The 25,553-nt window shown below is 37.7% G+C and carries 20 protein-coding genes and 2 pseudogenes; 10 read left to right on the forward strand and 12 right to left on the reverse strand.

Annotated features, from left to right (window positions below):
• The coding region (locus FJR08_RS06910) for an AMP-binding protein (RefSeq protein WP_168632661.1) at positions 1 to 694 on the reverse strand (694 nt) is incomplete at its 3' end.
• 530 nt (positions 695 to 1,224) lie between these two features.
• Here FJR08_RS06910 and FJR08_RS06915 point away from each other — a divergent pair.
• The 4 genes from FJR08_RS06915 to FJR08_RS06930 are packed head-to-tail and all read left to right on the forward strand — an operon-like array spanning position 1,225 to position 5,156.
• Positions 1,225 to 1,818 carry a TetR/AcrR family transcriptional regulator gene (locus FJR08_RS06915; protein ID WP_168632662.1) on the forward strand — a complete coding sequence of 198 codons (594 nt, stop codon included), beginning with the start codon at positions 1,225 to 1,227 and terminating at the stop codon, positions 1,816 to 1,818.
• Positions 1,819 to 1,864: 46 nt separating this feature from the next.
• Entirely contained in the window at positions 1,865 to 3,154 is a 1,290-nt protein-coding gene (locus FJR08_RS06920; RefSeq protein ID WP_168632663.1) for an ABC exporter membrane fusion protein, read from the forward strand.
• A gap of 32 nt (positions 3,155 to 3,186) precedes the next feature.
• Positions 3,187 to 4,368, forward strand: a complete 1,182-nt coding sequence (devC, locus tag FJR08_RS06925) for an ABC transporter permease DevC (protein WP_168632664.1) — start codon at positions 3,187 to 3,189, stop codon at positions 4,366 to 4,368.
• Between the two features lie 38 nt (positions 4,369 to 4,406).
• Positions 4,407 to 5,156 carry a DevA family ABC transporter ATP-binding protein gene (locus FJR08_RS06930; protein WP_168632665.1) on the forward strand — a complete coding sequence of 250 codons (750 nt, stop codon included), beginning with the start codon at positions 4,407 to 4,409 and terminating at the stop codon, positions 5,154 to 5,156.
• 81 nt (positions 5,157 to 5,237) lie between these two features.
• Here FJR08_RS06930 and FJR08_RS06935 read toward each other — a convergent pair whose 3' ends face one another.
• Together FJR08_RS06935 and FJR08_RS06940 are read right to left on the reverse strand one after the other, a co-directional pair.
• Entirely contained in the window at positions 5,238 to 5,789 is a 552-nt protein-coding gene (locus FJR08_RS06935; protein ID WP_168632666.1) for a hypothetical protein, read from the reverse strand.
• Positions 5,776 to 6,870, reverse strand: a complete 1,095-nt coding sequence (locus FJR08_RS06940; RefSeq protein ID WP_168632667.1) for an AAA family ATPase — start codon at positions 6,868 to 6,870, stop codon at positions 5,776 to 5,778. The genes FJR08_RS06935 and FJR08_RS06940 overlap by 14 nt, the downstream gene beginning before the upstream one ends.
• A 260-nt stretch (positions 6,871 to 7,130) precedes the next feature.
• On the opposite strand from FJR08_RS06940, the gene FJR08_RS06945 reads away from it, so the two are divergent.
• On the forward strand, positions 7,131 to 7,658 hold the full coding sequence (locus tag FJR08_RS06945) for a single-stranded DNA-binding protein (RefSeq protein ID WP_168632668.1): 528 nt from the start codon (positions 7,131 to 7,133) through the stop codon (positions 7,656 to 7,658).
• Between the two features lie 62 nt (positions 7,659 to 7,720).
• Here the strand turns inward: FJR08_RS06945 and FJR08_RS06950 are convergent, their stop codons facing one another.
• The 4 genes from FJR08_RS06950 to FJR08_RS06965 form a co-directional block, all read right to left on the reverse strand.
• Complete coding sequence (locus FJR08_RS06950; RefSeq protein ID WP_015078484.1) at positions 7,721 to 8,599, reverse strand: NAD(P)-dependent oxidoreductase; 879 nt, start codon at positions 8,597 to 8,599, stop codon at positions 7,721 to 7,723.
• 392 nt (positions 8,600 to 8,991) lie between these two features.
• The gene (locus tag FJR08_RS06955; RefSeq protein WP_168632669.1) at positions 8,992 to 10,203 is read right to left on the reverse strand and encodes a class I SAM-dependent methyltransferase; all 1,212 of its coding nucleotides are present in this window, start codon (positions 10,201 to 10,203) and stop codon (positions 8,992 to 8,994) included.
• A gap of 61 nt (positions 10,204 to 10,264) precedes the next feature.
• Positions 10,265 to 10,828: a Uma2 family endonuclease gene (locus FJR08_RS06960; protein ID WP_168632670.1), complete on the reverse strand. Its 564-nt coding sequence runs from the start codon at positions 10,826 to 10,828 to the stop codon at positions 10,265 to 10,267.
• Between the two features lie 518 nt (positions 10,829 to 11,346).
• Positions 11,347 to 12,645 (reverse strand): serine/threonine-protein kinase, encoded by a 1,299-nt coding sequence (locus FJR08_RS06965; RefSeq protein ID WP_168632671.1) that lies wholly within the window; start codon positions 12,643 to 12,645, stop codon positions 11,347 to 11,349.
• Positions 12,646 to 12,881: 236 nt separating this feature from the next.
• Between FJR08_RS06965 and topA the strand changes: the two genes are divergently transcribed.
• Positions 12,882 to 15,068: a type I DNA topoisomerase gene (gene topA / locus FJR08_RS06970; RefSeq protein WP_168632672.1), complete on the forward strand. Its 2,187-nt coding sequence runs from the start codon at positions 12,882 to 12,884 to the stop codon at positions 15,066 to 15,068.
• Between the two features lie 27 nt (positions 15,069 to 15,095).
• On the opposite strand, the gene FJR08_RS06975 is transcribed toward topA, so the two are convergent.
• The 4 genes from FJR08_RS06975 to petC all read right to left on the reverse strand — a co-directional run bounded on the left by FJR08_RS06975 (position 15,096) and on the right by petC (position 18,012).
• Positions 15,096 to 15,659, reverse strand: a complete 564-nt coding sequence (locus tag FJR08_RS06975) for a GAF domain-containing protein (RefSeq protein WP_323294500.1) — start codon at positions 15,657 to 15,659, stop codon at positions 15,096 to 15,098.
• A 306-nt stretch (positions 15,660 to 15,965) separates the two neighbouring features.
• On the reverse strand, positions 15,966 to 16,766 hold the full coding sequence (locus tag FJR08_RS06980) for a type 1 glutamine amidotransferase (protein ID WP_174783017.1): 801 nt from the start codon (positions 16,764 to 16,766) through the stop codon (positions 15,966 to 15,968).
• A gap of 109 nt (positions 16,767 to 16,875) precedes the next feature.
• Positions 16,876 to 17,382 carry a rhodanese-like domain-containing protein gene (locus FJR08_RS06985; RefSeq protein ID WP_168632673.1) on the reverse strand — a complete coding sequence of 169 codons (507 nt, stop codon included), beginning with the start codon at positions 17,380 to 17,382 and terminating at the stop codon, positions 16,876 to 16,878.
• Between the two features lie 93 nt (positions 17,383 to 17,475).
• Positions 17,476 to 18,012, reverse strand: a complete 537-nt coding sequence (petC, locus tag FJR08_RS06990) for a cytochrome b6-f complex iron-sulfur subunit (RefSeq protein ID WP_168632674.1) — start codon at positions 18,010 to 18,012, stop codon at positions 17,476 to 17,478.
• Positions 18,013 to 18,830: 818 nt separating this feature from the next.
• Between petC and FJR08_RS06995 the strand changes: the two genes are divergently transcribed.
• The 4 genes and pseudogenes from FJR08_RS06995 to FJR08_RS07010 form a co-directional block, all read left to right on the forward strand.
• Entirely contained in the window at positions 18,831 to 19,595 is a 765-nt protein-coding gene (locus FJR08_RS06995) for a COP23 domain-containing protein (RefSeq protein ID WP_168632675.1), read from the forward strand.
• A 666-nt stretch (positions 19,596 to 20,261) separates the two neighbouring features.
• Positions 20,262 to 20,966 (forward strand): peptidylprolyl isomerase, encoded by a 705-nt coding sequence (locus tag FJR08_RS07000; RefSeq protein WP_168632676.1) that lies wholly within the window; start codon positions 20,262 to 20,264, stop codon positions 20,964 to 20,966.
• 56 nt (positions 20,967 to 21,022) lie between these two features.
• Positions 21,023 to 22,426: pseudogene (locus tag FJR08_RS07005) on the forward strand (cyclic nucleotide-binding domain-containing protein); the annotation flags it as partial.
• A pseudogene (locus FJR08_RS07010) lies at positions 22,425 to 23,525 on the forward strand (HlyD family efflux transporter periplasmic adaptor subunit); the annotation flags it as partial. The pseudogenes FJR08_RS07005 and FJR08_RS07010, both read left to right, overlap by 2 nt.
• Before the next feature lie 449 nt (positions 23,526 to 23,974).
• Here the strand turns inward: FJR08_RS07010 and FJR08_RS07015 are convergent.
• Positions 23,975 to 25,336, reverse strand: a complete 1,362-nt coding sequence (locus FJR08_RS07015) for an OB-fold nucleic acid binding domain-containing protein (protein WP_168632677.1) — start codon at positions 25,334 to 25,336, stop codon at positions 23,975 to 23,977.
• Positions 25,337 to 25,553 lie beyond the last annotated feature (217 nt).

A 25,553-nucleotide genomic window follows, 5' to 3' on the forward strand; every position in this document is an offset into this window, starting at 1 on the left:
TATAGAGGCTACACAACAGATGGGCGACTAAACCGAGATCATGATAGTGTGGCAGCCAAGATACGAAGGTAGAATCAGAATTTGCCTGACTCATTGCCACAATCATCTCTAGGTTATTGAGACAATTGGCATGGCTGATCATCACACCTTTGGGTAGTGAAGTTGAGCCAGAAGTAAACTGCAAGAATGCGATCGCTGATCCATTGATCTCCGGTAAAGGTAAGTTCTGAGAGTTTGCTCGCTCAACAATCATGTCTGTTGGTACATAAATCAGATCCTTGGGCCAGTTTTCTTCCTTACTCAAAGTATCCCGAAAAGCTTGTTCATCCTTGCTAAGAAGTAATATTGCTGAGGCTTCTGTGGCAGAAACAATATCTGAAATCTTCTTGTTGGAACGATTGCGTTTTGGGATATGGATAGGTGCAGGTAAAACCCCAGCATAAAGGCAACCTAAGAATGCAACTATAAATTCAATTCCTGGTGGATAAAGTAAAATCGCATTACGTGATTGTAGTCCTTCAGACAATAATCTTTGAGCTATATTAAACACCTGGGAATACATATCTCCGTAGGTAATATAACTATCTTCTGCACCGTTAATATCGAGCATTGTATAAGCCCTGCTGTTAGGTTGTACCTTAGCTCGGTAAGTAAGTAACTGATCTAATGTATTCAGGGCTTTAAATTCTATCATCTAGGTAAATCTCCGTGACTTATGTATTAACAAAAATCATGAACAATAAATTTTAGATTTTCAGACAGTACAGTGTGATTTTTTCACAATTAGACAATTAGTAAGAGATTATAGTCACTTGCATCCGGTTATACCATAGCATTAGATCAAATTATTTGTATACAACGGATGTATTTGAATATGATATTATTACCATAGATATCTATCTATTATTTAACCTATCATTATATATGACTTAACTACTGTAAAGGTTCACTATAATGTGCATAAACTAAAATCCTTCATTTCAGGTTTTTAGCGATTAACTTCCGATCAATAGTGATAGCGAAGTGCTGCTGCAAGCAGTTCGCTCAAAAAGCATCACAAAATCACGTTGAAATGCCCGAAACCCATACCTCATGGTTGAGCTTGTCAATACGTAAATCCTATTGAATTAGGATATCTGAATTTGTAAAGATATCTTGACAAAGACTTTAGGTTTATTATATTATTTAATATAACGAGCGTTCGATATAGAGACGATAGCTGTTATGCCGAAAATTGTTAATCATGAACAATACCGTAAAGAATTACTCAATAAATGTTTTGATTTGTTTGCTGAAAAAGGCTATGCAGCGATTACTATGCGGCAGATTTCTGCGAGTTTAAAGGTTTCCACAGGTACGCTATATCATTATTTTCCCAACAAACAAGCTTTGTTTGAGCAATTGGTGGAAGAAATTAGTCAGCAGGATATCATTACAGCTTTAACAGAATTTGGAGGAAAAAATAACTTATTAGAATTGATGGCAGCGTTGGGTCAATATCTTGTTAAAAATGAGGATTATTTAATTAAATGGACTTATCTATGGGTTGATTTTTGTCAACATCAAGACTCAAAAATAATGTTGAGTAATAGCACTGTTTTTAAACGGGCTAATCAACGATGTCAGCAAGTAGCCTGTGATTTGTTATGTGTTAAAGATGTGGTATTAGCATCTTTTGTTTTGAGTTTTGTGAATGGTGTTGTTTTAGAGAAATTATGGGGTAATGAGAACATTGATTTCCCTGAACAGTGTAAGCTGTTAGGAGAAATGATTACAGCATATTTACAGCAAAAAGCTGAGGTTAAAATTAATAATTAACCACCAATAAATACCGATAAATTTATTTTGTGATGAGGTAGTTAACATGAGTTACAAACTGTCGTTCAAGTCCCCAAGTCCAGGTTTGATTGGTTTAATGCTTGCGGCTACTGCGATTCCAGTAGGAATTATTATTTATGGAGTTTCCAACTTTGGACAAATGGGTAAAACCTCTGTAAATGAATCAAAACCAATTGTTCCTATCGCTGAAATAGTTACTGCTTTAGGAAGATTAGAACCAGAAACAGAAGTGATTAAATTATCTGCACCTTTAGCATTGGATGGCGATCGCATTGTGGAAGTATTAGTTAAAGAAGGTGCTAATGTTAAAGTCGGTCAAGTAATTGCCATTTTACAATCTCGTGATCTTTTAAAAAATGCTGTTATTCAAAGCACAAAACAGGTAGAAGTTGCTAAAGCTAAACTTGCACAAATTAAAGCCGGGGCTAAATCAGGAGAAATTCAAGAACAGTCCGCAATTGTTGATAGAGTCAAGGCACAATATACAGGAGATAAACAAGCCCAAGCGGAAAATATTGCTCGCATATCAGCCCAATGGGAAGGAGATAGAATTGCCCAAACAGCAACTATTAATAAACTAACCGCAGAACTCAAAAATGCAGAATCAGAATATCAACGCTATCAACAGTTATTTTCTGAAGGGGCAATTTCTAATTCTGTAATTGATAGTAAACGTTTAAATGTAGAAACTGCTAAACAGACATTAAGTGAGTCCCAAGCTATTCTCAAGCGGATTAATACTACAGCTAATAAACAATTATCAGAAGCTAAAATTGCCCTGAATCGTATTAATAATACTAGCAATAAAGAAATTAGTGAAACTCAAGGTAAACTCAATAGTATTGCCGAAATTCGTCCCGTTGATGTGGCATTAGCGAGAACAGAAGTAGAAAGTGCGATCGCTAATTTGCAACGGGCAAAAACTGAACTAGAAGCAGCTTATATTCGCGCCCCTATGACGGGACAAATTATCAAAATTCATACTCGCGTCGGTGAAAAAATTGGTGATGAAGGGATTGCTGACTTTGCCCAAACTAACGCAATGATGGCAGTAGCAGAAGTTTATCAAACTGATATTAGTAAGATAAAATTAGGACAAAAAGCCATAATTACCAGTCAAGGATTTACAGGAGAATTACAAGGTACAGTCCAGCAAATTGGTTTACAAGTCAAACGCCAAAATATTTTTGGTGATCAACCAGGAGAAAATTTAGACAGTCGCATTGTCGAAGTAAAAATTCTCCTCAATCCTGAAGATAGTAAAAAAGTTTCCGGCTTAACTAATTTACAAGTGCAAACAGCAATTAAATTGTAATTAATTTCTCATCAAAATGCATAAAAAAACTCATGATTAATAAAATGTTTCGGAAAACGCCCCTAGCTTGGCGACAGTTGATGAAGGAAAAAACGCGGCTATTAGTTGCAGTGGCGGGAATTGCATTTGCGGATATCCTAATATTTATTCAAATGGGTTTTGAAAGTGCCTTATTTGATTCTGCTATTCAACCTCATCGCAATTTACAAGCAGATTTAGTAGTAACAAATCCTCAATTTCAAACCCTATTTTCAGTCAAAAGCTTTTCTAGAGAAAGACTTTATCAAGCATTAAGTTACAACGGTGTAAAATCAGTCAGTTCTATTTACATTAGTACCGGACAATGGCGCAATCCTCAAACTAAAATAGATCGATCTATCTTAGTTTGGGGTCTAGATCCATCTGCACCTGGTTTAAAGTTTCCTGAACTGCAAGCAAAGAAAGATGATCTTAAACAATTGAATCAAGTTATATTTGATGAAGCTGGTCGTCCAGAATATGGAGAAATTGGCAGTACTTTTCGAGCAACTGGGAAGTTTAACGCCGAATTAAGCGGCAAAAATGTCAGTGTTAAGGGTTTATTCCAAAATGGTGCTTCCTTTGCTGCTGATGGTAATGTCGTCACTAGTGATTCTACGTTTTTACAATTATTTCCTACTCGCAAAGCTGATCAAATTGAAGTTGGGTTAATTACTCTTCAACCCGATGCTGATCTTGAAAAAATCAAAGCACAACTACAAATAGGACTAAATCCAGATCCTAAAAATCCCTTTGTTGAAGTTGGTACTCCCGAAACATTTGCCCAAAAAGAAAAAACTTATTGGGCTGAGGGGACAGGGATTGGGTTTATTTTTAGTTTGGGTGTAATAGTCGGTTTTATTGTTGGTATTGTCATTGTTTATCAAGTGCTATATTCTGATGTTTCTGATCATTTACCAGAATACGCTACTCTCAAAGCAATGGGTTACACTGATAATTATCTATTGCGAGTTTTATTACAAGAAGCATTGTTTTTAGCTGCATTGGGTTATTTACCTGCATTTTTCCTATCTTTTGGGTTATATCAAGTTACATTTGCCGCAACTCTTTTACCAATATATATGAAGGTAGATCGGGCAATTAATGTTTTTTTCTTAACAGTAATTATGTGTACTGTTTCTGGCGCAATAGCGATGCGAAAACTCCGTTCTGCTGATCCGGCGGATATTTTTTAACCTAACAATTTTTATATCTCACGCAAAGGTAAGGAACTATGTCATTGGAAGTTACAACTATTCCTTCTGAAGTTATTTCTAGTTCAGAAACAGTTATTTCTGTTGGTAATCTTAATCATTATTTTGGTAAAGGTGCGTTGCAAAAACAAGTATTATTCGACATTAATTTAGAGATTAATGCGGGGGAAATTGTCATTATGACTGGTCCTTCTGGTTCGGGCAAAACTACCCTACTATCATTAATGGGGGGTTTACGTTCTGCCCAAAATGGCAGTTTACAAATATTAGGACAGGAAATGTTTGGTGCAAAAAAAGGGCAATTAACTAAATTGCGTCGCCAAATTGGTTATATTTTTCAAGCACATAATTTGATGAGTTTTTTAACAGCCAAAGAAAATGTGCGAATGTCTTTGGAGTTACATGAAAATCATCTCAATGGCGATATTAATGCTACAGCTACAGCGATGTTAGAACACGTCGGTTTAGGAGAACATATTAATTCCTATCCAGAGAATTTATCCGGTGGACAAAAACAACGGGTAGCTATAGCCCGCGCTTTAGTCAGTCATCCCAAAATAGTCTTAGCAGATGAACCGACAGCTTCATTAGATAAACAATCTGGCCGTGATGTGGTGGAATTAATGCAAATGTTAGCAAAAGAACAAAACTGTACTATCTTATTAGTCACCCATGATAACCGCATTCTCGATATAGCTGATCGGATTATTTACATGGAAGATGGACAATTGAAAAGTGATGGTGTAGATATGGGAGTTAAACTAAATTAACACTTATTTTATGATGAATAATAACACAGCCTCAATTTCAATATTGAAGCAATAAATTCGCAAAAAATGAGAATTTATAACTTATCCAATTAACGGCAAAATTCTTTGCAGTTCTCCACACGCAGCTTTTAAAGAAGGTGGTGCATTCTCATCTAAATTACCTTGATAACACTGGTTGACTAATTGCTCAACATAGGGTTTGCAAATAGACTCATTTTTATCGAATTTGGGATATGGCTTTTCAGCTTGTTCATCAACATTTGTACCTTGTAAATAATATATCCAAGTTTCAATATTTCGTTTGGGAACAAATATTGCGATCTTTTCATGAGGTTGACGCAGTTCTTGTGCATTTTCTAGAAGTGCATCATCTAATTGCTTTAGTCTTTCTTCGACTGTTTTTTTATCTGCATCAATTAAAACAATGAGCATTCCTGAAAGATAATTTTTGCTACGATATGCTTTGACTTCTTTAGGATAATTATCTCTAACGAACTGCTCACCTGCTCCTTCTAGACAGATTTTAGGTTTAATATTTCCAGTAAATCCTCTTTTTTTTAGGAAATGACGAGCAAAAATCTCCTGTTGTTTATCCTCACATAATATAGTAATCTGTAATCTACGCTGGGTCATATAGCCATCCCCTTTCAATCAATTCTGAAATGGCTAATCCAGAGTTGTCAGCCTCTTTATTACTAATTTTTTTGACTCTTACAGGTGTATTACTTTGGCGCTCAAACCAATATCCTATAGGTGAAGCTAGTAAATAATTAATTAATACAGGATGATGTGAAATTAATAAAGTTTGTAGTTTTCCTTCATCACAAGAATCATACAGTTGAAGTAGCCAAGGTTGAATTTCTGGAAGCGCTAAAAAGTTCTCGGGTTCATCAATACATAAGGTATAATCCTCGGATTGAGTGCAATAAATAAGCGTGTACAAAACAATCAGTGTTTTTTGTCCATCAGACAATTCATTAAAGCGATAATACTTGTCTAAAAATCGCAACTGTAGACTTGTAATTTTACCACTAGATTCAAATTTAAAACTAACAAAACCATCTAATACCTGTTTCAGGATAGTCATTAATTCAGCAACTTTTCCCTGATCTTGAGAAATATAACGATACCAAGAAACAAAATTTTCCATCCTGAAAAGCAGTCTTGTTTCTTCCTGTTCACTCTCATCAGACATTAGACTAGGAACTATTTTGACAATTACGAATCGCTCTATCCTATTCTTAAACCAAGTCAATTTTGTGTTCTTTGATCTTGGCATCAATGTTGGTAGTATTGACTGTGACCAATCAAACGAATATTTTATGGACTCTGAATAATTGTCTCCAAATAGTTGAACTTCACCTATTTCAAATTTCAATAACGGTTGGTTATCAAACCATAGTCGTTCATATTCAACACGGCTATTTTCCTGATTATGACCAATAGCAAGTTCATATTTATAATTACCACCATTCCCCACAATTTCTAATTCAAAATGCTGAATTGTCGAAGTTTGCCAGCGTGTACAGTCAGAAGATTTAAATATTCCTTCGACTTTATCATCGCCTCTTACAAAAGCTTGAATTTTCCTCAATACATCAAAAACAGTTGATTTACCTGCTCCGTTACCACCAAGAAACAGGTTAATTGAGTCAACATTAAGCTCAAAATTTACCAAGCAGCGAAAGTTATCAATATAAATACGCTTCAGCATAAAACTTTTTCTCCTAACCAAACACCATCATATAGCGCCAATTACTATAATTACATAAATCATATTAATCATATAAATCACAGTCCAGACCGTAATATAGTACAATTGCTCTATACAGACAAAACATAATGCTCGTTCTAGTCAAGTGTAATATAGAAAAACAATGATCCGTGTGATGATTGCCCTAACTAATTATGCTTGACTTTTCTCGTGAGGTGAAATTCACCGTGAGAAAAAGTATTAAAAATCAGGAGAAGACAATGAACAGTTGTATTTTGATGGCAGAAATTTACGATAATCCCCAACTGCGTCACACACCAGATGGGTTAGAAGTTACAGAAATGATCGTTCATGTCGCGGGAGCAAAACCAGAAGATCCAACGCATCCTTTAAAAGTCGTAGGTTGGGGAAATTTAGCAAAAGAGATTCACCAAAGTTATCATCAGGGCGATCGCGTTATTATTGAAGGGCGCTTAGGCATGAATACAATTGATCGCCCCGAAGGATTTAAGGAAAAACGCGCAGAATTAACAGTCCAAAGGATTCACGCCATCGGACAAGGTACTTATACCAGTTCACCACCAGCAGCCACGAGAACCACACCAGCCTATGAAACCCCTGTAGCGCCACCAACCTACAGCCAGACTAATTATGAATCAAACTATCCGACATCAGCCCCAATGCCCCAGGTAGCGCCCTCTCAGCCGGCATATCAACCCGCCCCTGTGCAGTCTCCATCCCCTGTAGGAGTTACGCCAGAACCCGATCCAGATGACATCCCGTTTTAGTCATCACCTTTGTAGAGACGTTCTTTGTAGAGACGTTCCATGGAACGTCTCTACATTCTTTTTCAACCTCCACTGACTTCACCCCATTCCCGAATTGCTGGAAATACGGATGAATAATCATCTTCTGGATAGGACATTTTCATAGTTGCGTGTAAGATTTGCCTTACACCCTCAATGCTGTTGAGATTCAAACCCAAGGATTTCGCTTCCGAGATAAATAAATCTATTTCTTTGATCAGTTGTTTTGTCGGCAAGTTGGCGTTATTATAATTGCCATCTAACATTCGCCGCAAATTTTGATCAAAAGTAGGCGCATAAAGTTTACTTTCGCGCAGAACCTGCATAAACAAATCAACATCAATGCCTTGCAACTGGATATATGCCAAACTCAGAGCAAAGCTAGTTGTGAGAGAAGCAATCAGTTGATTGAGCGCCAGGGTGAGGTTTGATGCCGAACCCACAGCGCCTATATATACAGGATTTTCGCCAAAATGTTGGAGTAACTTTAAATGACGCTGATATTGTTCTTCCTCTCCACCTACCATGACAATTAATTTGCCAGTTTGAGCTTCGGGAATACTACCGAGGACAGGTGCTTCTATATATTCACCACCAGCCGCAACTACTGTATCTCTGATTTCTTGGCTTTCTAAGGGATTAATTGTCCCCATTTGAATGATGCTGCGTCCTGATAAAGTATGCCAAGAAGTATCTGTCAGAAGTACATGATAAATAGCTGCGGCGTTAGAAAGCATTAGCACGATACAGTCAGCAGCACGGATGGCTTCGCGGGGTTTTGTCACAATTTGCGCCCCTGCTTTCCGTAACGGTTCTAATTTTTCTGGGGTGCGATTATAGGCAATTAGTTCTATATCGGTAGCTAATAACCTTTGAGCCATCGGTAGTCCCATCAATCCAGTTCCCAGAAATGCCACCTTCATGTTTTACGTTCCTTTGTCAGTGGTCAGTTGTTAGTAGAAGAAGTCACCGAGTCAGGAGTCAGGAGTCAGGAGAAAGAAAAGTGAAAGAATAAATAAAAAAAGTTCTTTCCGTTTCCTCTTCCTTTTTCTTTCTCTTTCCTCTTATGACTTTTATGACTTTTAACTTTTGACTTCCGCGAAGTGGTACTAGCCTCCAGCGGCAAAAGTCACCATAATGATGACGGAAAGTAAGAGTCCGGGGGAAAGTAGAGTTACTAGCACTAACAGATCATGAGCATTCATAATTATTTCTCTTGGGTAGATTTTTGACTTAAATGTCATCTCTGTTATGCTAGTGCAATCAGGACTAATACAGGATTGTTAAAGAGATTTTTAACCTTTCTCTTTGATCTCTACTCTGGTACGACTAATCCCTGGAGTGGTTGTGATGCTTCTTGTTCAGTTAGTCCCTGGCTTTGGACTAAAACGCCAAAGTTGCCTAGTCCTCCTGGGTTAATTAGTTGGTGTAATCCTTCTCGGTGTTGTAGCAACTGTGATATTGGTTGCTGTTGAGAGGAGAGTGCAGCTAACCTTTCACCTATTCCCAATGCCATCAAAAATAGCCCTTGCTGAGTCCAACCCATGTTTTTGAGTCCGCACCGTTCACCCCAAGATGATAAGGCTGTAAAGTCAACATGGGCAGTGATATCTTGTTGCCCAATATTGATATAAGGATTATCATGATGACGATGCTGGTAGTAGCACTGGAGAGTTCCCTGCGATCGCCTGGGGTTATAATAACGATGAGCAGGGTAGCCATAATCAATTGTTAGCACATACCCGCGTTCCAAGCAGTCTGCCACTATACCCAACCAATTCAAAGCTGCTAAATTAATTTCACTACGATAGCCATTTTCATAAGTATTTTGGCTTAAATCAATTTCCACTAACTTAAAATATTCTCCTAATTGTGGTGTTGATGGTTCTCCTATTATTTCCATAAATAGAGGTTTACCTTGAGCGGAGTCGAAAGGTAAAGCAGAATTTTCTTCCTCCGATTGTTGCCCAATCGTGACATAAATTTCCCGCAATTCTCCTGCTGCTAAAGTAAATTGGTGGACTGGAAAAGCATCTACTAATTCATTGGAAAAAAAGCAGCCGTTAATAGATTTGGAGGGAATTTCTTCCAAGTTACACCAATCTACAGCAAAATCTTGTAACCGTTGTTGTTGTTCTCGTTTTAAACTTTGTGATTTTTCAACAATAATATATTTGACTGCTGCCAAAAAATCTGGGTATTGTTGCTGTATATAATTGAGAATATGGGATGCTAATATACCTTGTCCTGCTCCCATTTCTACCAAATCAAAATGGATAGGTTTATCTAGAATCTCCCACATTTGATAAAGTTGCTTTGTTAGTAATTCCCCAAAATCAGCGCCTAAACTAGCAGATGTGAAAAAATCACTACCGCGAAATCCGATTTTGATAGCATCACTAGAATAATAGCCATATTCTGGATGATATAACACCATATCCATGTATTCTGCAAAGGTAATTCTTTTTTGAGGACTGGTGATAATCCGATGGGCTATAATTTGACATAACGGGGAATGAGAATCCATAAAGTTTGTAGTTGATTGTTAACTAATGCTTCTAACTCAAATAAAAGAATATGTCGAATATTTATTCATTTAGCCAACCGAAAAGTTGACCTACTGTAAGATTAAAGGACTCCGCAAAAGATGGAACAGGTAAGCTATCTGTTTCTAGTTCAAATAATAGAATACGTTGATCAGCAAAATACACAAAAACTAATTTTTCTGCGGGGTCAATTAGCCAACCCATTTGAGTACCATGACTAAGACAATGGAGGATATTCCGAACAACTTTAGTTTGATTTTGTTCAGGAGAAAGTATTTCAATTGTCCAGTCAGGAGGGATAGCAAAGGTGTTAGCAACTTCACCATTTTCATCGCGGGGAATGCGTTCCCAAGTGAATACGGCAATATCAGGTACAATGGATCTACCGCCAAAGGTACAGCGTAATTCAGAGTATGCACGGGCTATACGCTGGGGTTTGAGAATGATATTAGCCGCAGAGACAAAATCGCTTTGAACTGTGCTATGTTTTCCTTGAGGCATGGGTTTTTGAATGATTTCACCGTTAATAAATTCGCTTGCCGGCTTTGTTTCTGGCAATTTGAGAAATTCGTCAAGGGTTAGCGTTTTGATAGGGGTTTGAACCATTACCATTTCGGGTTAGTGGATTATTAATATTGTATCGTTTTTTAATTATTGTCAGAATCAGGATATCCAGGATTTTAGGATTTACAGGATGTTGGTTTTACTTGTGGTGTACTAATATTTTAATTTGTCAGAATCAGGATGTCCAGGATTCTAGGATTTTCAGGATGTTTTTTGATGATGGTGTGTGGGTATTTTGGGATTTTCAAGATGTTTTTTTAATAATTGTCTTTAAATAATTATAAACAATCTAAAAATTATCATCCTGTACATCCTTTAATCCTGGTTATCCTAATATGGCTTGCGCCACGCTTCGCTATCAGACAAATACAACTTTTATCACTAACAAACAATCTAAAAATTACCATCCTGTACATCCTTTAATCCTGGTTATCCTGATTCTGACAAATACAACTTTCATCACCAACAAACAATCTAAAAATTACCATCCTGTACATCCTTTAATCCTGGTTATCCTGATTCTGACTTAATAATTTTCTGTAACCATTAAATATTACAGTTTACAAGTCTCGACGCGAGAGAAGAGTCTCTCCTTCAAACACACCCCCACCCGAACACAACACCGGGCGTGAAGGGAGGTGGCCTTTGGGCGCTTTTTTGTCAAAAGTAATATCCTTGTACCACAACCAGCTTCCTCCTTTTCTCCATCCTACCTCCTCCCCGAACTTTTTCCAGATTTCAAGATCATATTCTCTCGTTCCGCCTAAACCTTGATAAATGCGTTTCTGGACAGAAAACCCAAATCTTCCATCACTGTATTTTACCCATAATTGGTCAATTGTGCGAAGGTCTGCACAGGGAAAATTATCAATACTCTTATCATCTAACCAATCTTCCTTTTCCCGTTTTGCAACCGCTAACATTACCCTTTCTGTTTCCTTATCCGCTTCTTTCCAGTTCCCTGCTTTAAGGTAGTTTTGCAGTTTATTATAATCCATCCCTACATCTGATTTTAATTCTACTTCATTACCATTATTCCCACTACTTAAACCAGGAAATAAACCCACCCATTCCTTCATGCTTTGCGGACGGTTTATAGGTTCTAATTCTAAACCTTTAACAATCGCTTGATTTAATTGATCACTAATTCTAGAATTTAATTTCTTCGGTTCTATTAAAGTCCGATTATTTAGCTTCCTCGCTAAAGATGCAATAGGGGTATCTCCAGTCACCAAATAAAACAAAGAAGCAGCTAAAGTATAAACATCTATAGTTGCTGATTTTTCAGTTTCTAACATTTGTTCCCAAGGTGCAAAAGCTAAATTAGCAACTTGATTAATACTTTGACTATTGACATTTCCTGCTAAACCAAAATCTATTAAAATTACAGTATTGCTATTTTCTCGTAAAATCATATTACCAGGATGTGCGTCCCGGTGAATAGTGCCATTTTGATGACAGAGAGATAAAGCATCAGCAATTTGTTTAATATAATCAATAGCAGTTAATTCTGATAAAATGCCCTTATCTTGGATTAAATGATATAAATTTTCACCTTTCACAAAATCCATGACTAAACATGGTAAATCATCTTCTTCAAAAAAGTCTATAATTCTAACAATATTGGGATGATGATTTTGAGATATTTTGGCTAATGTTCTTCCTTCCTTGCGAAAACCTTCCACAAATCTAGGATAATTAGCATCTCTACACAACCGACTATTAGGAGTTTTAATAACAACGGGAAAATTCAATTCTTGATGTTTAGCTTTATAAGTAACACCAAACCCTCCTTCTCCAATTTCTGTTTCTACGACATATTGGGGACGTTGTTTTAATGGCTTTCCTGGTTTCAGCATAGACAGATAGATGATTGAGTATATACGTGATTATAACATTTCCTAGTTTAATCAAGTACAAAATTAGCATTTCTCATCTGTGTTCATCTGCGTTTATCTGCGTTCAATTAATTATCCTGAACATCCTCAAATCCTGAAAATCCTGATATGGCTTGCGCCACGCTTCGCTATCAGACAACTTGTAAAAATATTACCATTTATTTTATCCTAGATAAAGCATCTAAAAAACAAGCGCCATGCCCAAACGTCTCCTAGTGGTTGAATCTCCCGGAAAAGTCAAAAAACTGAGTCAAATTCTCGGTGCAGATTGGATTGTCCGCGCTAGTTGTGGACATATCCGCGAACTCAGTAATGAGGGTGATGATTCACTAGGATTTACAATGGATGGTAATACTGTTCGCTGCAATTATATCCCCCGTGACCAACGGGCAAAAGAAACAATTCAACAATTAAAAGCCGCTGTTAGGCAAGTTGATGAAGTAGTTTTAGCTACAGACCCAGACAGAGAAGGAGAAACCATTGCTTGGCATCTTAAAGAAACGTTAGGATTAAAAGACCCCAAACGAGTAGTTTATACAGAGATTACACCATCAGCGGTGCGGAATGCGATCGCCCATCCCCGAAAACTTGACACTAATTTAATTGGTGCAGGATTATGTCGAGATTGTCTGGATAAATTGGTAGGTTACAAAGGTAGTCCCCTTGTTTGGGCATTAAATAACGGGGCAAAAAGCGTAGGTAGAGTTCAAAGCGCCACATTACACCTGATTTGTCAGCGCGAAAGAGAAATTCTGGCCTTTGTTCCCCAAGATTACTGGAGTGTGTGGGTAGATTATCAAGAAGGATTTCGGGCTTTTTACAAAGGTACGGCAAATACTGAGAAAGAAACATCAGAACCAGAAACAGAAACTCATGATGATGCAGCTAGTAACAACCCAGAAAAACCCGAATCTCAGCGCGTTCTCTCGGAAGCAGAAGCAAACAGATTAGTTGAGGAAGCAAAACGTCATCCACATCAAATTATTCACTTAGAAGGGAAACTGGTTTATCGTCAACCCCCTCCACCATTTACCACCTCTACCCTCCAACAAGCTGCCGGTTCAAAGTTGAAATTTTCCCCTGACAAAACCATGCAGGTGGCACAAAAGCTATATGAGGCAGGATTAATTACATATATGCGAACCGATTCAGTGATGTTGAGTCCTGAATTTTGTGCTAGTGCGCGTCAATGGTTGGAACAAAATGACCCTGAGAATGTCCCCCAGCAAGTAGCCAAGCAGCGCAGTAGTAAAACGGCTCAGGAAGCACATGAGGCTATTCGTCCCACAGATGTCTTTCGTCCTTCGGTGCAATTGCGGGCAGAATTACCTGAAGATGAGTTTAACCTATATGTGATGATTTGGAAAAGAGCGATCGCTTCCCAATGTCGTCCAGCACAACTTCGTAAAACTCTGGTAATTACGAAATCAGGTAATATCTTATGGCAAGCTAGAGGGCAGGTAATTGAATTTTACGGTTATGCAAAATATTGGCTGAATCTTAGCAAAGATGCAGTTTTACCCTTATTGCAACAGGGACAAATCCTAACTTTAGCCAAAGCTGGACATGACCAAAAACAAACCCAACCACCACCCAGATATAGCGAACCCAAACTTGTCCAATTAATGGAACGTAAAGGCATTGGTCGTCCTAGCACTTATGCTCCGACAATTGCTACTTTAAAGAAACGCAATTATGTGGAGTTGAAAAAAGATAATCTTCAACCCACAGCTTTGGGTTTAGAAGTTGATGAATTTTTACAAAAGGCTTTACCAGATTTATTAGAAGCGGAATTTACTGCTAAAATGGAAGATGCCTTAGATGCAATTTCTGAAGGAAAAAACTCTTGGCAACATTACCTAACTACTTGGAATCAAAGTTATTTTGTTCCTGCACTTTCCAAAGCTAAAACTGTGGTTGTTAATTCATCAACTACAGGTAAAAACGATAATTTTGTTGAGCGTAAATATGAAACTTCAAAAACTCGTTGTCCTGATTGTAAGAACTGTTTAGCGAAAATTCCCAGCAGTAAAGTTAAAAAGAAATACTTTCTTAAATGTGTGAGTGGTTGCGAAAACATTGTGCTATTTTGGAGTGATTTTCACAAAAAGTGGGAAGCACCGAAAACTAAAACATCTGCAGATGAAAATGCTCCCAAACCTTCAGCAAAAATCACTGCATATCCCTGTCCTGTATGCAAGAAACCTTTGGAGGAATACAGTTACCTCAAAGATGGGCAAAATAAAACTATGCTGCGGTGTTCTGGTCAGGATTCATGGAAGGATACCAAACATAAGGATGTGGCTTATTTTCATACTGCAAAAGGATGGTGGAGTCCTAAATTTGGGAATTTAAATGATTTAAACGCAGATGAACGCAGATAAACGCGGATGAATTAATGGATTTGATTTTTAACTCTTTAAAATGTTAGAGTCTGTGGCTAAAGTTCGCGCTGCTGTTTGCATTAGTTCAATATCTGCTACAGTCCAATTACGGGAACTTTGACAATGATGTGCTACTAATAGTCCCCATAATCCTCTTGGTATCAAAATTGGTACTACCAAATTAGCGCGAACTTGCATACTGCGAAGAAAATCACGGTGACAATCCTGAATTGCTTCTAATTCTATATCAGCGATCGCTCTAACCCGTCCTTCTAAGTACAAAGCAGCATACTCATGGTTAAAACAATCGCTTGCTCCTGTAGAACCGAGAATTGAATATTCATCAGCACTCAATGATTCAAATGTTACCTGCCCTTGCCATTTTTCATAAAAATAATACAATACTACCCGATCAGCCTGGAGTGATTCTCGCAGTTGATTTGTCGTTTGTCTGATCAGTTCATCCCGTTGCATTTTGATGACAAGACGATTGAGTAATTTTCGCAAACCCTGATTGGGGTGGTAACTTGAGCGATTTTCAAATTCTGGGAAAGAAGGTTTACCTTGAGCGGAGTCGAAAGGAAGTTGCACAGATTTAAAATAATGACTAACTAAACAATTTCGGATTTCTATAGTAACTTATCAGACATTTTACCGAAAATCGTTCTTATTTTATAAAAAAATAATGTAGTTTATTAACCTGGTAATTGGTAATCGGTGATTGGTAATTGCATGATTAAACTTTTACCCATTACCCATTACCTATTTTCCTAAGAGACTTCCAATTAAAAAAATATCCCAAAATCTCTTGTGGTGCGGGCATCTTGCCCGCTAACAACACAAGGACGGGCAAGATGCCCATCCTACAAAATTGGATCATCTTTTTTGTGGAATTCTCTAACTAACTCCAGCTACACTGGGTGAATTCACTTTCAACCGTTTTAACATCGCTTCCCGTCCTTGCATTGCCAAGGTATCATCTATTGGTGACAGTTTGATTTCCTGTTGATATTTCAGCCTTAACGCCGTTTGAATTAACCAATCAGCAACGAAAGGATTTTTGGGTAATAATGGCCCGTGGGAATAGGTAGCGATCGCATTTTGATAAAACGCTCCTTCTGTGCCATCTTCTCCATTATTCCCCAAACCATACACCACACGCCCCAAAGCTTCCACCTGCCCTAATGTCGTCCGGCCACCGTGATTTTCAAACCCGATTAAATAAGGTTTTGTCCCTGTCATTGCTTCTATTTCCTGTGCCAATCGTGAAGCTGTAACTTCTATCACTAAGTTACCAATACATCTTTTCGTATTTTCACCAGGATGAATAGAAACTAAATCCAAAATTCCCAAACCTTCAATTCTTTGTCCAAAGGCTGGTTCATAATAATTTCCTAGCAATTGGGGAGAACCACAGGTAAAAACTCCCGGCGTTCCATGTTCGATTTTATCACGCATTGCCTCCGCTTTTGCCCCTTGTAAATCCCGCATGACAATTTCTTGCTGACGGTCTTGTGCGCCCCCACCAACAATCACATCTACTGATTTTATATCCTCAGCGGTGGAGTCTTGGTCTAAGGGTAATACGATCACATTATACCCCCGCCATTGAGCGCGGCGTTGAATAGTGATCACATTTCCGCGATCGCCGTAGGTACTCATCAACTTAGGATATAGCCAACCAATAATGATTTCCATCGGTTTATAACTTATAAAACCTCTAATATAACGTTAGTCGGGAATAAGTTAAAAACTAATCATTAAAAAAGCAGATTCAACAGGCTTTTTAGGAATTTTTAATGGTGAGTTATTTTTGCAGTGCTGTACTAGCAGCTTTCCAACCATTCATACTAGGTGGGAAACCTCGCACATTCTCATAACCCAACAAGTGTAAAGACATAACCGCCATTGCGGAACGATAACCAGCGGAACAGTAAACTACTACAGGCTGTTTTTTCGGAATCTTGTCGAGGTTTTGCACCAATGTCCGTAGAGGAATATTGATAGCATTACCAATATGACCCGATATATACTCAGAAGGCTCTCTGACATCCACCAGAAAAATATTATCTTGTTTCAACAACTGTTGCAATTCTTCCACTTTCCCTACGGTGTAATAGTTTGCAGGTATGGATTTGAGGTAATTATCCACCATTGTTTGCTCTTTAGCGTTAGAAGTATCTATTATTGCCATTTTCTGCGTTGGTGATAAAGGCAATGCTACGGCTGATGAGTCATAGCTAACACCAAGAAAGGCATAAATAAATATGCAGAAACTCGATAAAATTACAGTTAAAAAACGTGGGATTTTCATAAGTGATTATTTGCTGAAGATTTTTCTGGGAAAGTTTCATTATTTTTATCCCCATATTATTGAGAATTAACTTAATTTATCGCTGAAAAATAATTAGTGAACCCACCAGGGTTTTTGCCCAGTCCGGGGATCAATTTCTGTCCAGGGAGAAATGCGGATATACTCCCCCTCCAAGTTCACACTAACAAGCTTGAGAGGAAGAGGTGCAGGACCTCGTACTACTATGCCGTCAGCATCATAGCGAGAACCATGACAAGGACATTGAAATTGATTGTCATTGGGATTCCAAGGAAAGGTACAACCCAAATGAGTGCAGTTATCAACAATTCCCCAAGGGTGCAGAGTGCCATCTGACTGTATTGTTAGGTAAGTAGGTTCTGCTGCTAAACCCGCAACTAACGCACGAGTACCAGGAGATTCAGCCAAAATCTGCCTAGAAGGAATAAGATTTCCCTTGATATCCTTAGCTAAAATAGAACCATCTTCACCTCCTTCTGTGGGGGCGATAAAGAATTTAGTCACAGGATACAATACACCAGTGGCTGTAGTAGCAACAACTGCACCTGTAAGAAAATTGAGTAATTGTCGTCTCGACATTGAAGGACTTTCTAGAGGGAGACTCTTTGTCATAATTTTATACTTTTAATCTTTAGTATGTTTATAATCCTATTCATGATCATTATTTGTAGCAGTCCGATTTGACTTATGAAATCACTCATAAGATAGAAAACAGCTAAAGAAGGGGCGTAGATATAGAGGCAATATTGTTGCAATATATTAATGAATTTCAAGTTTAGTAAACAGATAACATAAATCAAAAAACTCGTGCTAGATTAAGGGCATGGTACAAAAAGGTTAAAAGTCAAACCTTAAATCCAAACTTTTTCATTAGAGTTTGTGCCTCCTGCTCTAGTGTCCCGGCAATCAATTTTTTCTTGTAGCTTCCTATCAAAGTTTTTTCGCCTAAATCTCACCAAATTGTTATTGGAGGTGTGGAACTCGCAGCCAAAATTGCCTAACCATTGAAAATAAGGGTTCCTTTTAGGAATTACGGTCAGAAACGGTAAGTTCTACCGAGATTGTCTGTGGAGCGGGCAAACCTCTTAGAAGTCATTCTAAGACCGCGATGAAGCAGAAAATAAACACTAAGATTATCGCTGTCCAGATGTGTCTAGACTTTGGTAATTTTGGGTAAGTTTTATAGAACGGAAGCGTGATTTAAATCGAATTTAATTGATTGCTTGTCAAGTCCACTTCTATTATTTTTGTATTGAACTACAACCTAATCAAGAAACCGCTGTAAGCTGCTGATAATCCTTCGTAGCTTGTAGCGGTTTCTGCTATGTATGCTAAAAATAAAAAAACAGGCTTTTCAATGAATCAAAAAAATATATTCTCCGTCAATAGAGATATCAGCTATTTACCTGTTTCTAACAGAGGTTATATTTATGTCATTACAATCACTTCGGTTTTTATTGTTGAGTAGTCTTGGTTGTTCTGTCTTTTTTGGTAATACTGTAGCTTTTGCTCAAGTTGTTGTGCCTACAGTTCCATCAGGTTCTACTACAGTTCCATCAGGCTCATCAACCACCATACCAACTTCCACCACAGTTGACAGTAGTAAAAGGTTTAGTTGTCAATATAAGAATGGACAACCTACGGTCATGTATCAGCCCCAAAGTCAACCTGGACAATATTTTGCTTGGGCTGCACCTCAAACTTTAGGCGGGAATTGGGATGCTCAAAGACGTTGTGAAACGATCGCCAGCCGTTTAGAATTATATCGCCCCGATGGATTACAAGAATTACAAATAGCTGTAGAAAATAGCGAAAATATTATCTGTGTAACCACTGAATCTCAGCCCAATTGTCGAATTGTCTTGACAGTACCCCGTGGTAAAGATCCCTATACTATTCGCAATAGTGTATTCCAAAACCTAACTACCGCTGATAGTGGACAACAGACTATTGCCGTTAATACCTACACCAATCGTAACAGAGGTAATGGAGATAGCTTATATAGCCTGGGACAAACGCTTTTAGGTGGTAAAAATCAGGTGAGTTCTGCTAAACAGGGCATTAATTTGAAACCTTATCTTGATCCTAAAGACGGTGGTACAGGCGGAAAACTGAGAAATGGAGTAGAAATTAGACGTAATACCAATACCACACGCCAAGCTCCCAGCCGTCTAAATCCTAGCAAATTTCGTTAACTAAGTTTGTCTCCGATTTTGGGCAACCACAATTCCGGGCAACCACGGGGGGTTTGCCCTTACAGTATTTTTGTGATTATATTTACCCTTTTAGAGAAATTAAATTTACCCTTTATATAATTTTGTCCTGTATTAACTTATTAGGTGTTGTAATTATTTCTCAGGCTGGATTGATTTTTGAAGATTAGTTAGTAAATGAAGAGTCCGCAATAACCGAGGTGACTGGTTATCTAATTTAGGTTGCTAATTCGTCATTATGCCCCATTCCCTAGTAAATAAGTTTGATATGACAAATTTATCAATTTATGGTAATTTGGTAAGATAATATCCAAATATCAACACTGTGACTAAGTAGGTGAACGGGAAAAAACCGTAGACGCGGAGCGGCTTCTCGAAGAGTAATATATAACAAAAAGTAAAGTTACCCAAAACCTCTTCCCTGTTCCCTTGTCATAACGACAATTTTTAACGCCAACCTACTTAAATTCAAAAAATCAACTTTTGGTAATTGGCAAATAATTAGTATTTAAATACTACACTGAAACCAATCCAGAGTAAAGTTGTAATAAATTGTATAATTTAACCAAAATATAACTTAGTGACAATCTAGTTATATTATCTTTTCAAAAGAAATTAACAATGACAACAAACCTGATCACAAGCAATATGAATCAAGTTCTACAATTAGGCGATCGCATCTTCCAGTCCACAGAGGTTTTATCGTTATTATCGGAATATCAGCTATTACCGCTATTAATCAAAGAAATATTCATTGATCAAGCGATCGCAGAAATTGTCTGTACCCCAGAAGAAGAACAACTAGCCTGCGAACAATTAGCCCAACAATATCAGGGACTAGAACCACAGAGCGAAAGTTTCCAAAAGTTGAAAATTATGGCGGTACGACAATTAAAACTAGAAAAGTTTAAAGAGGAAACCTGGGGAGGGGATTTAAACTCCTACTTTTTCCAACGCAAAAGCCAGTTAGATAGGGTGATTTATTCCCTAATTACCACCTCAGAAATTGGGATCGCTCAGGAAATTTACTTTCGTATTCAAGAGGGTGAACAATCCTTTGCCCAATTAGCGCGGGAATATGCTCAAGGTCCCGAATCGCAAACAGATGGCTTAGTCGGACCAATAGATTTACAATCCCTCCATCCTACATTGGTAAATATCCTTGCCAAAAGTCAACCACAACAACTATCACCACCAACTCAAATTAATAATGTGATAGTAATTGTCCGATTAGAAAAAATACTCCCAGCCCAATTAGATCGTTCCACAAGACAACGGTTACTAAATGAACGATTTAATCAGTGGTTACAAACACAAATGACAGAACAAAAATTTCAAATTCAGACCGTATAAATCGCCAAATATCAACCTTTTAGCCAATACAAAGCGAAATAACTAACTCAATCAATATGACTTATATTCAGAGTAACTTTGAAGAATTCATTGCTAGTATTGAAGGATTTGATCAATTATCAAAAGAGGAAATTAACAACCTCTTATCATCACAAATTCTCCAGCCTTTACGTTATCGTGTAGGACAAAAAATTATTGGTAAAGAACAACTACCAGAAAGGATCGCCATTCTTCATCAGGGTAACGTCAGACTATTGGGATATAATCCCCAAAACCAATTACCAATTACATTAAAATTACTCCAACCAGGGGCAACAATTGGCGAAATTTCTTGGTTACGTGAGCTTCCTTGTGAAACTGCCATAGCTTCCACAGAAGTAATCTGTTTAACCTGGAAAGCCGCAGATTATTTGCAATTTATCAACCGCAATCCAGCCTTCGCTAAAGCTCGTCAAAATCAAAGTCACCTAATTGAGATCTTTGATATTTTGAGTTCCCAGGTAGCACAAAAAGCTTTAGTAAATCACAACCTCAAAGACATTACCCAACAGGCTCAATTAGATTCAAAAATTCATTATTTATCACCAGGAAAAACCGCCTTAAGAGAATTAGACAGCGATCGCATTTGGTTTGTGAGTGGTCGTAGTTCCCTACCCAATTTCCCACCTGGTTCTCGTCTAGAAACCGACGTAATTGAAGTTAAGGGCAACATTCCTGTTCGTTTATTGGGCATTAATCCTCAAGATCTATCACTACTTGATGGTATTTCCATCGAATCAGAAACATTAGAAACTATATCAGATAGCAGCGTAGATTCGGAAATTCCCTACGCCCAAGAACCAGAATTTGTTCCCCCCACCACATCAAACCAGCCATTAAAAAATCAAAACTATCCATTTTTCCGGGGACAAGGAGAATTAGATTCTAGTCTGGCTTGTTTTCAAATGCTATCCAAGCATTTAGAAATGCCCTTTCGGAAAGAAGTAGTGCGGCGGATTTTAACCGACCAAATTAAGCGTCAAGGGAGTATATCTTTTCAAGTTTGCGCTTATTTATCGGAACTAATTGGACTTAAATCTCAGCTAGTTGATGTTCCCGCTGTTTCCATTAATCGGATTCCTACCCCAGCATTAATTCGCTATCGTGACAGTTTTGCTGTTCTCTATGCAGTAGATGGAAAAACAGTAGTTTTGGGTTTGCCATCTCAAGGTATTATCAACTGCCAAATTAGTCAATTGGTAGAAGAATTAGAAACTGATGACGCTAACTTACAACCACAAGTTAGAATTTTATTACTGAGCGCGACTAAAGAAACACCTAAAGAACGCTTTGGTTTATCTTGGTTTGTTCCCTATTTGTCGCGTTACCGTCGGGTGCTGATAGAAGTATTTATTGCTTCCTTCTTCGTCCAACTAGCAGCCCTCGCTAATCCTCTAGTTATTCAGCTAATTATTGATAAGTACCGGAATAGATGCTGAAATAGCATTTTTACGCAGTAAACTACCGGGAGAATCAGCTTTTCTGCTCAAAAGTCGCGCTTCCTTAGTAGCAGAAAATGAATTATTACGTTCTCAATTAAGAAATTTACCGGGAGCAGCAGGGACAGGAATTGATGAACAACAACTACTAGCAGTTGCGAAAACAGAATTAGCATCTCGTTCCAAAGCCGCAGAGTTGGAAGTTGAAAAAACCAGAAAGCAACTTTCTCAAACAGAATTTAAACTCCAAGATACTAAAAATGGTTTAGCAATTCAAAGTCAGATTTTAGTTAGTCTTAAAACCTTAGCTGAAGAAGGTGGTATTTCTAAACTTCAATATCTTAACCAACAACAACAGGTACAAACTCTCAAAGCTGAAATATCACAATTACAAGAAGAAGAAAAACGTCTAAAATTCGATATTGATAAAGGAAAACAGCAATCAACCAATACAGTTGCTAGTTCTGATAAGACTATTTTGGAGAAAATAGGTAGTAACAAACAACGGATTGCGGAAATTGATAGTCAATTCATGAAGATTATTTTAGACAATGAACAGCGTTTAGCAGATGTCAATAGCAAAATATCGCAAACACAATTAAATGTTAAATATCAAGAACTTCGCGCTCCAGTGGGAGGTGTAGTTTTTGATTTACAAGCTAAAAATCCCGGTTTTGTTGCTAATTCTACCCAAAAATTACTGCAAATTGTCCCTAAAGATAGTCTAATAGCGGAAGTTTTCATCACCAATAAAGATATTGGTTTTGTGAGGAAAGGAATGAATGTAGATGTGAGAATTGACTCCTTTCCCTTTAGTGAATTTGGTGATATTAAGGGTAAAGTAATTGATATCGGTTCAGATGCTTTACCTCCAGATCAAAACCATCAATTTTATAGATTCCCAGCCAAAATCAAGTTAGATAAACAACAATTAAGTCTCACCAATCAAGAGAGAAAGATATCCTTACAGTCGGGGATGTCTATTACTGCTAATATTAAAGTCCGGGAAGAACGGACAGTGATGAGTTTGTTTACAGAGATGTTTACAAAGCAAATCGAGAGTTTGAATGAGGTTCGTTAGGGATTGTTGAAATTAATTATTCAGCAAGCCCTAATTAGATGTTAGTTTTTTAGGAATTAAACAAAATAGAACACAAGTAGCGGTAATTCATAAATTATCGCTACGCAAGAAGAGAGTTTTCAGCCAAATTTTGCGTAATTCCTATTTTTCTAAGATTAAGCAGAGAAATAGATTAATTTAGGAAAGATTCTACAAAGCAGATTTTCAGGTGACGAAAAACTAACTGATATATTAGACATCTCCGAAAAAGATCGTAGAGACGTTCCATGGAAGGTCTCTACAAGGGTTTCAAGTCACGTACATTTAATTCTCACCAGATGTCTATTATGCTTTAACTTACCTTTGGGGGTTAAAGTCCCCTGCTTCTACAAGCAGCGGGTTTTGCGTCGGGGCAAAATCCCCGTTGCAAAACGTAATTCTAAATTCTAAATTCTAAATTCTGCATTCTTTTAACCGCTGGTTAGTTGTTTGATATCAGCGCGGAATTTACCGTTTTGTAATGCTTGCACTGCTGTTCCTGAATCTTGTACCCAAAACTGTCTCCCAAAGCGGACAATTTCCCGGTGATTTCCGGCTTGAACAATACCAATTACAGGTATTCTTGATTTATCCTTATCCCCAGCTTGTGATTTGAGAATTGTATTCAAACGATGTTGTTCTTCAATTGTCCCGGCTTGTTGTGGACTCAGTTCCACTAAAATCATTTTTACTGTTTCGACAGTTTCCGCGTCTTCTAGGATAAATTGAACTTGATCATCACGGCGATCTATTTTACCCCAAATAATTAATCTGGCATCAACTTCTAAAACGGAACTAATGCGCTCATAGGTTTTAGGAAAAACCACAGCTTCCGAAGATCCAGATAAATCTTCAACTTGCAAAATTGCCATAGAGTCACCTTTTTTGGTGACAACCTTTTTCACATTATTCAACATTACTACTGCACAAAGGATAGCATCATCTTTTTGTTCTCCCAATTGTGCCAGGTTAATAGGTGCAAGGACGGAGGATGATTGTCTGATGGATTTAAGAGGATGATCTGAGAGATAAAATCCTAATAATTCTTTTTCCATTCTCAATTTTTCTTGAGGTGGTAAATCATTGACAGGAGGAGCTTTAGGTGCAGATTCATAAGCATTCTTTTGGGGTTGATTATTATTACCTGCAAATCCACCTCCTAATAAATCAAATATATTTCCCTGTCCACTAGCTTTGTCTCTAGCACGGGATTGCGCCCACTCATAAACTAATTCTAAATCATGAATTAATTGGTTGCGATTAGCTTGAATTTTGTCAAAAGCTCCGCAGTTAATTAATGATTCTAAAGTACGCCGATTCATGGCACGTAAATCAACGCGATCGCAAAAATCCGCCAAAGATTTAAAGGGGACTAATTCTCCTGATTCTTCCCTCGCTTCTAAAATTGAGGCGATCGCATTTTGTCCCACATTCCGCACTGCCGAAAATCCAAATAAAATCTTCTCACCTGCCGGGGTAAAATCTAAACCAGAGCGATTCACATCTGGGGCATCAATAACAATCCCCATATTAGAGCAATTATCAAGATACTTCCGCACTTTGTCTGTATCCCCACTGTTAGCGGTTAACAATGCCGCCATATATTCCAATGGATAATTTGCTTTTAAATATGATGTTTGGTAAGTTACATAAGCGTAAGCTGTCGAGTGGGATTTATTAAAACAATTGGAAGCGATAAAACCATTTTTAATCACAAAATTATGGTCACTTTCCACACCAATATCATAAACATTGGCTTGACCGACATAAGTACGAGAAACTATTTTAACCATATTACTTAGGGGTTGCTGAAAAAGTTATCTGTGAGGGCTAGGAGTCAGGAGTCAGGAGTCAGGAGTCAGGAGTCAGGAGTCAGGAGTCAGGAGTCAGGAGTCAGGAGTCAGGAGTCAGGAGGAAGAATTAGAAGAAGATCAGAATAGTCTTGAATTTGGTCAAGTGATAGGGTTTTGGTAGTTTCAATGCTTATTCCTTGCACTTGTTTCACCTTTT

This window comes from Dolichospermum sp. UHCC 0260 (assembly GCF_009711985.1).
Lineage (GTDB): Bacteria > Cyanobacteriota > Cyanobacteriia > Cyanobacteriales > Nostocaceae > Dolichospermum > Dolichospermum lemmermannii.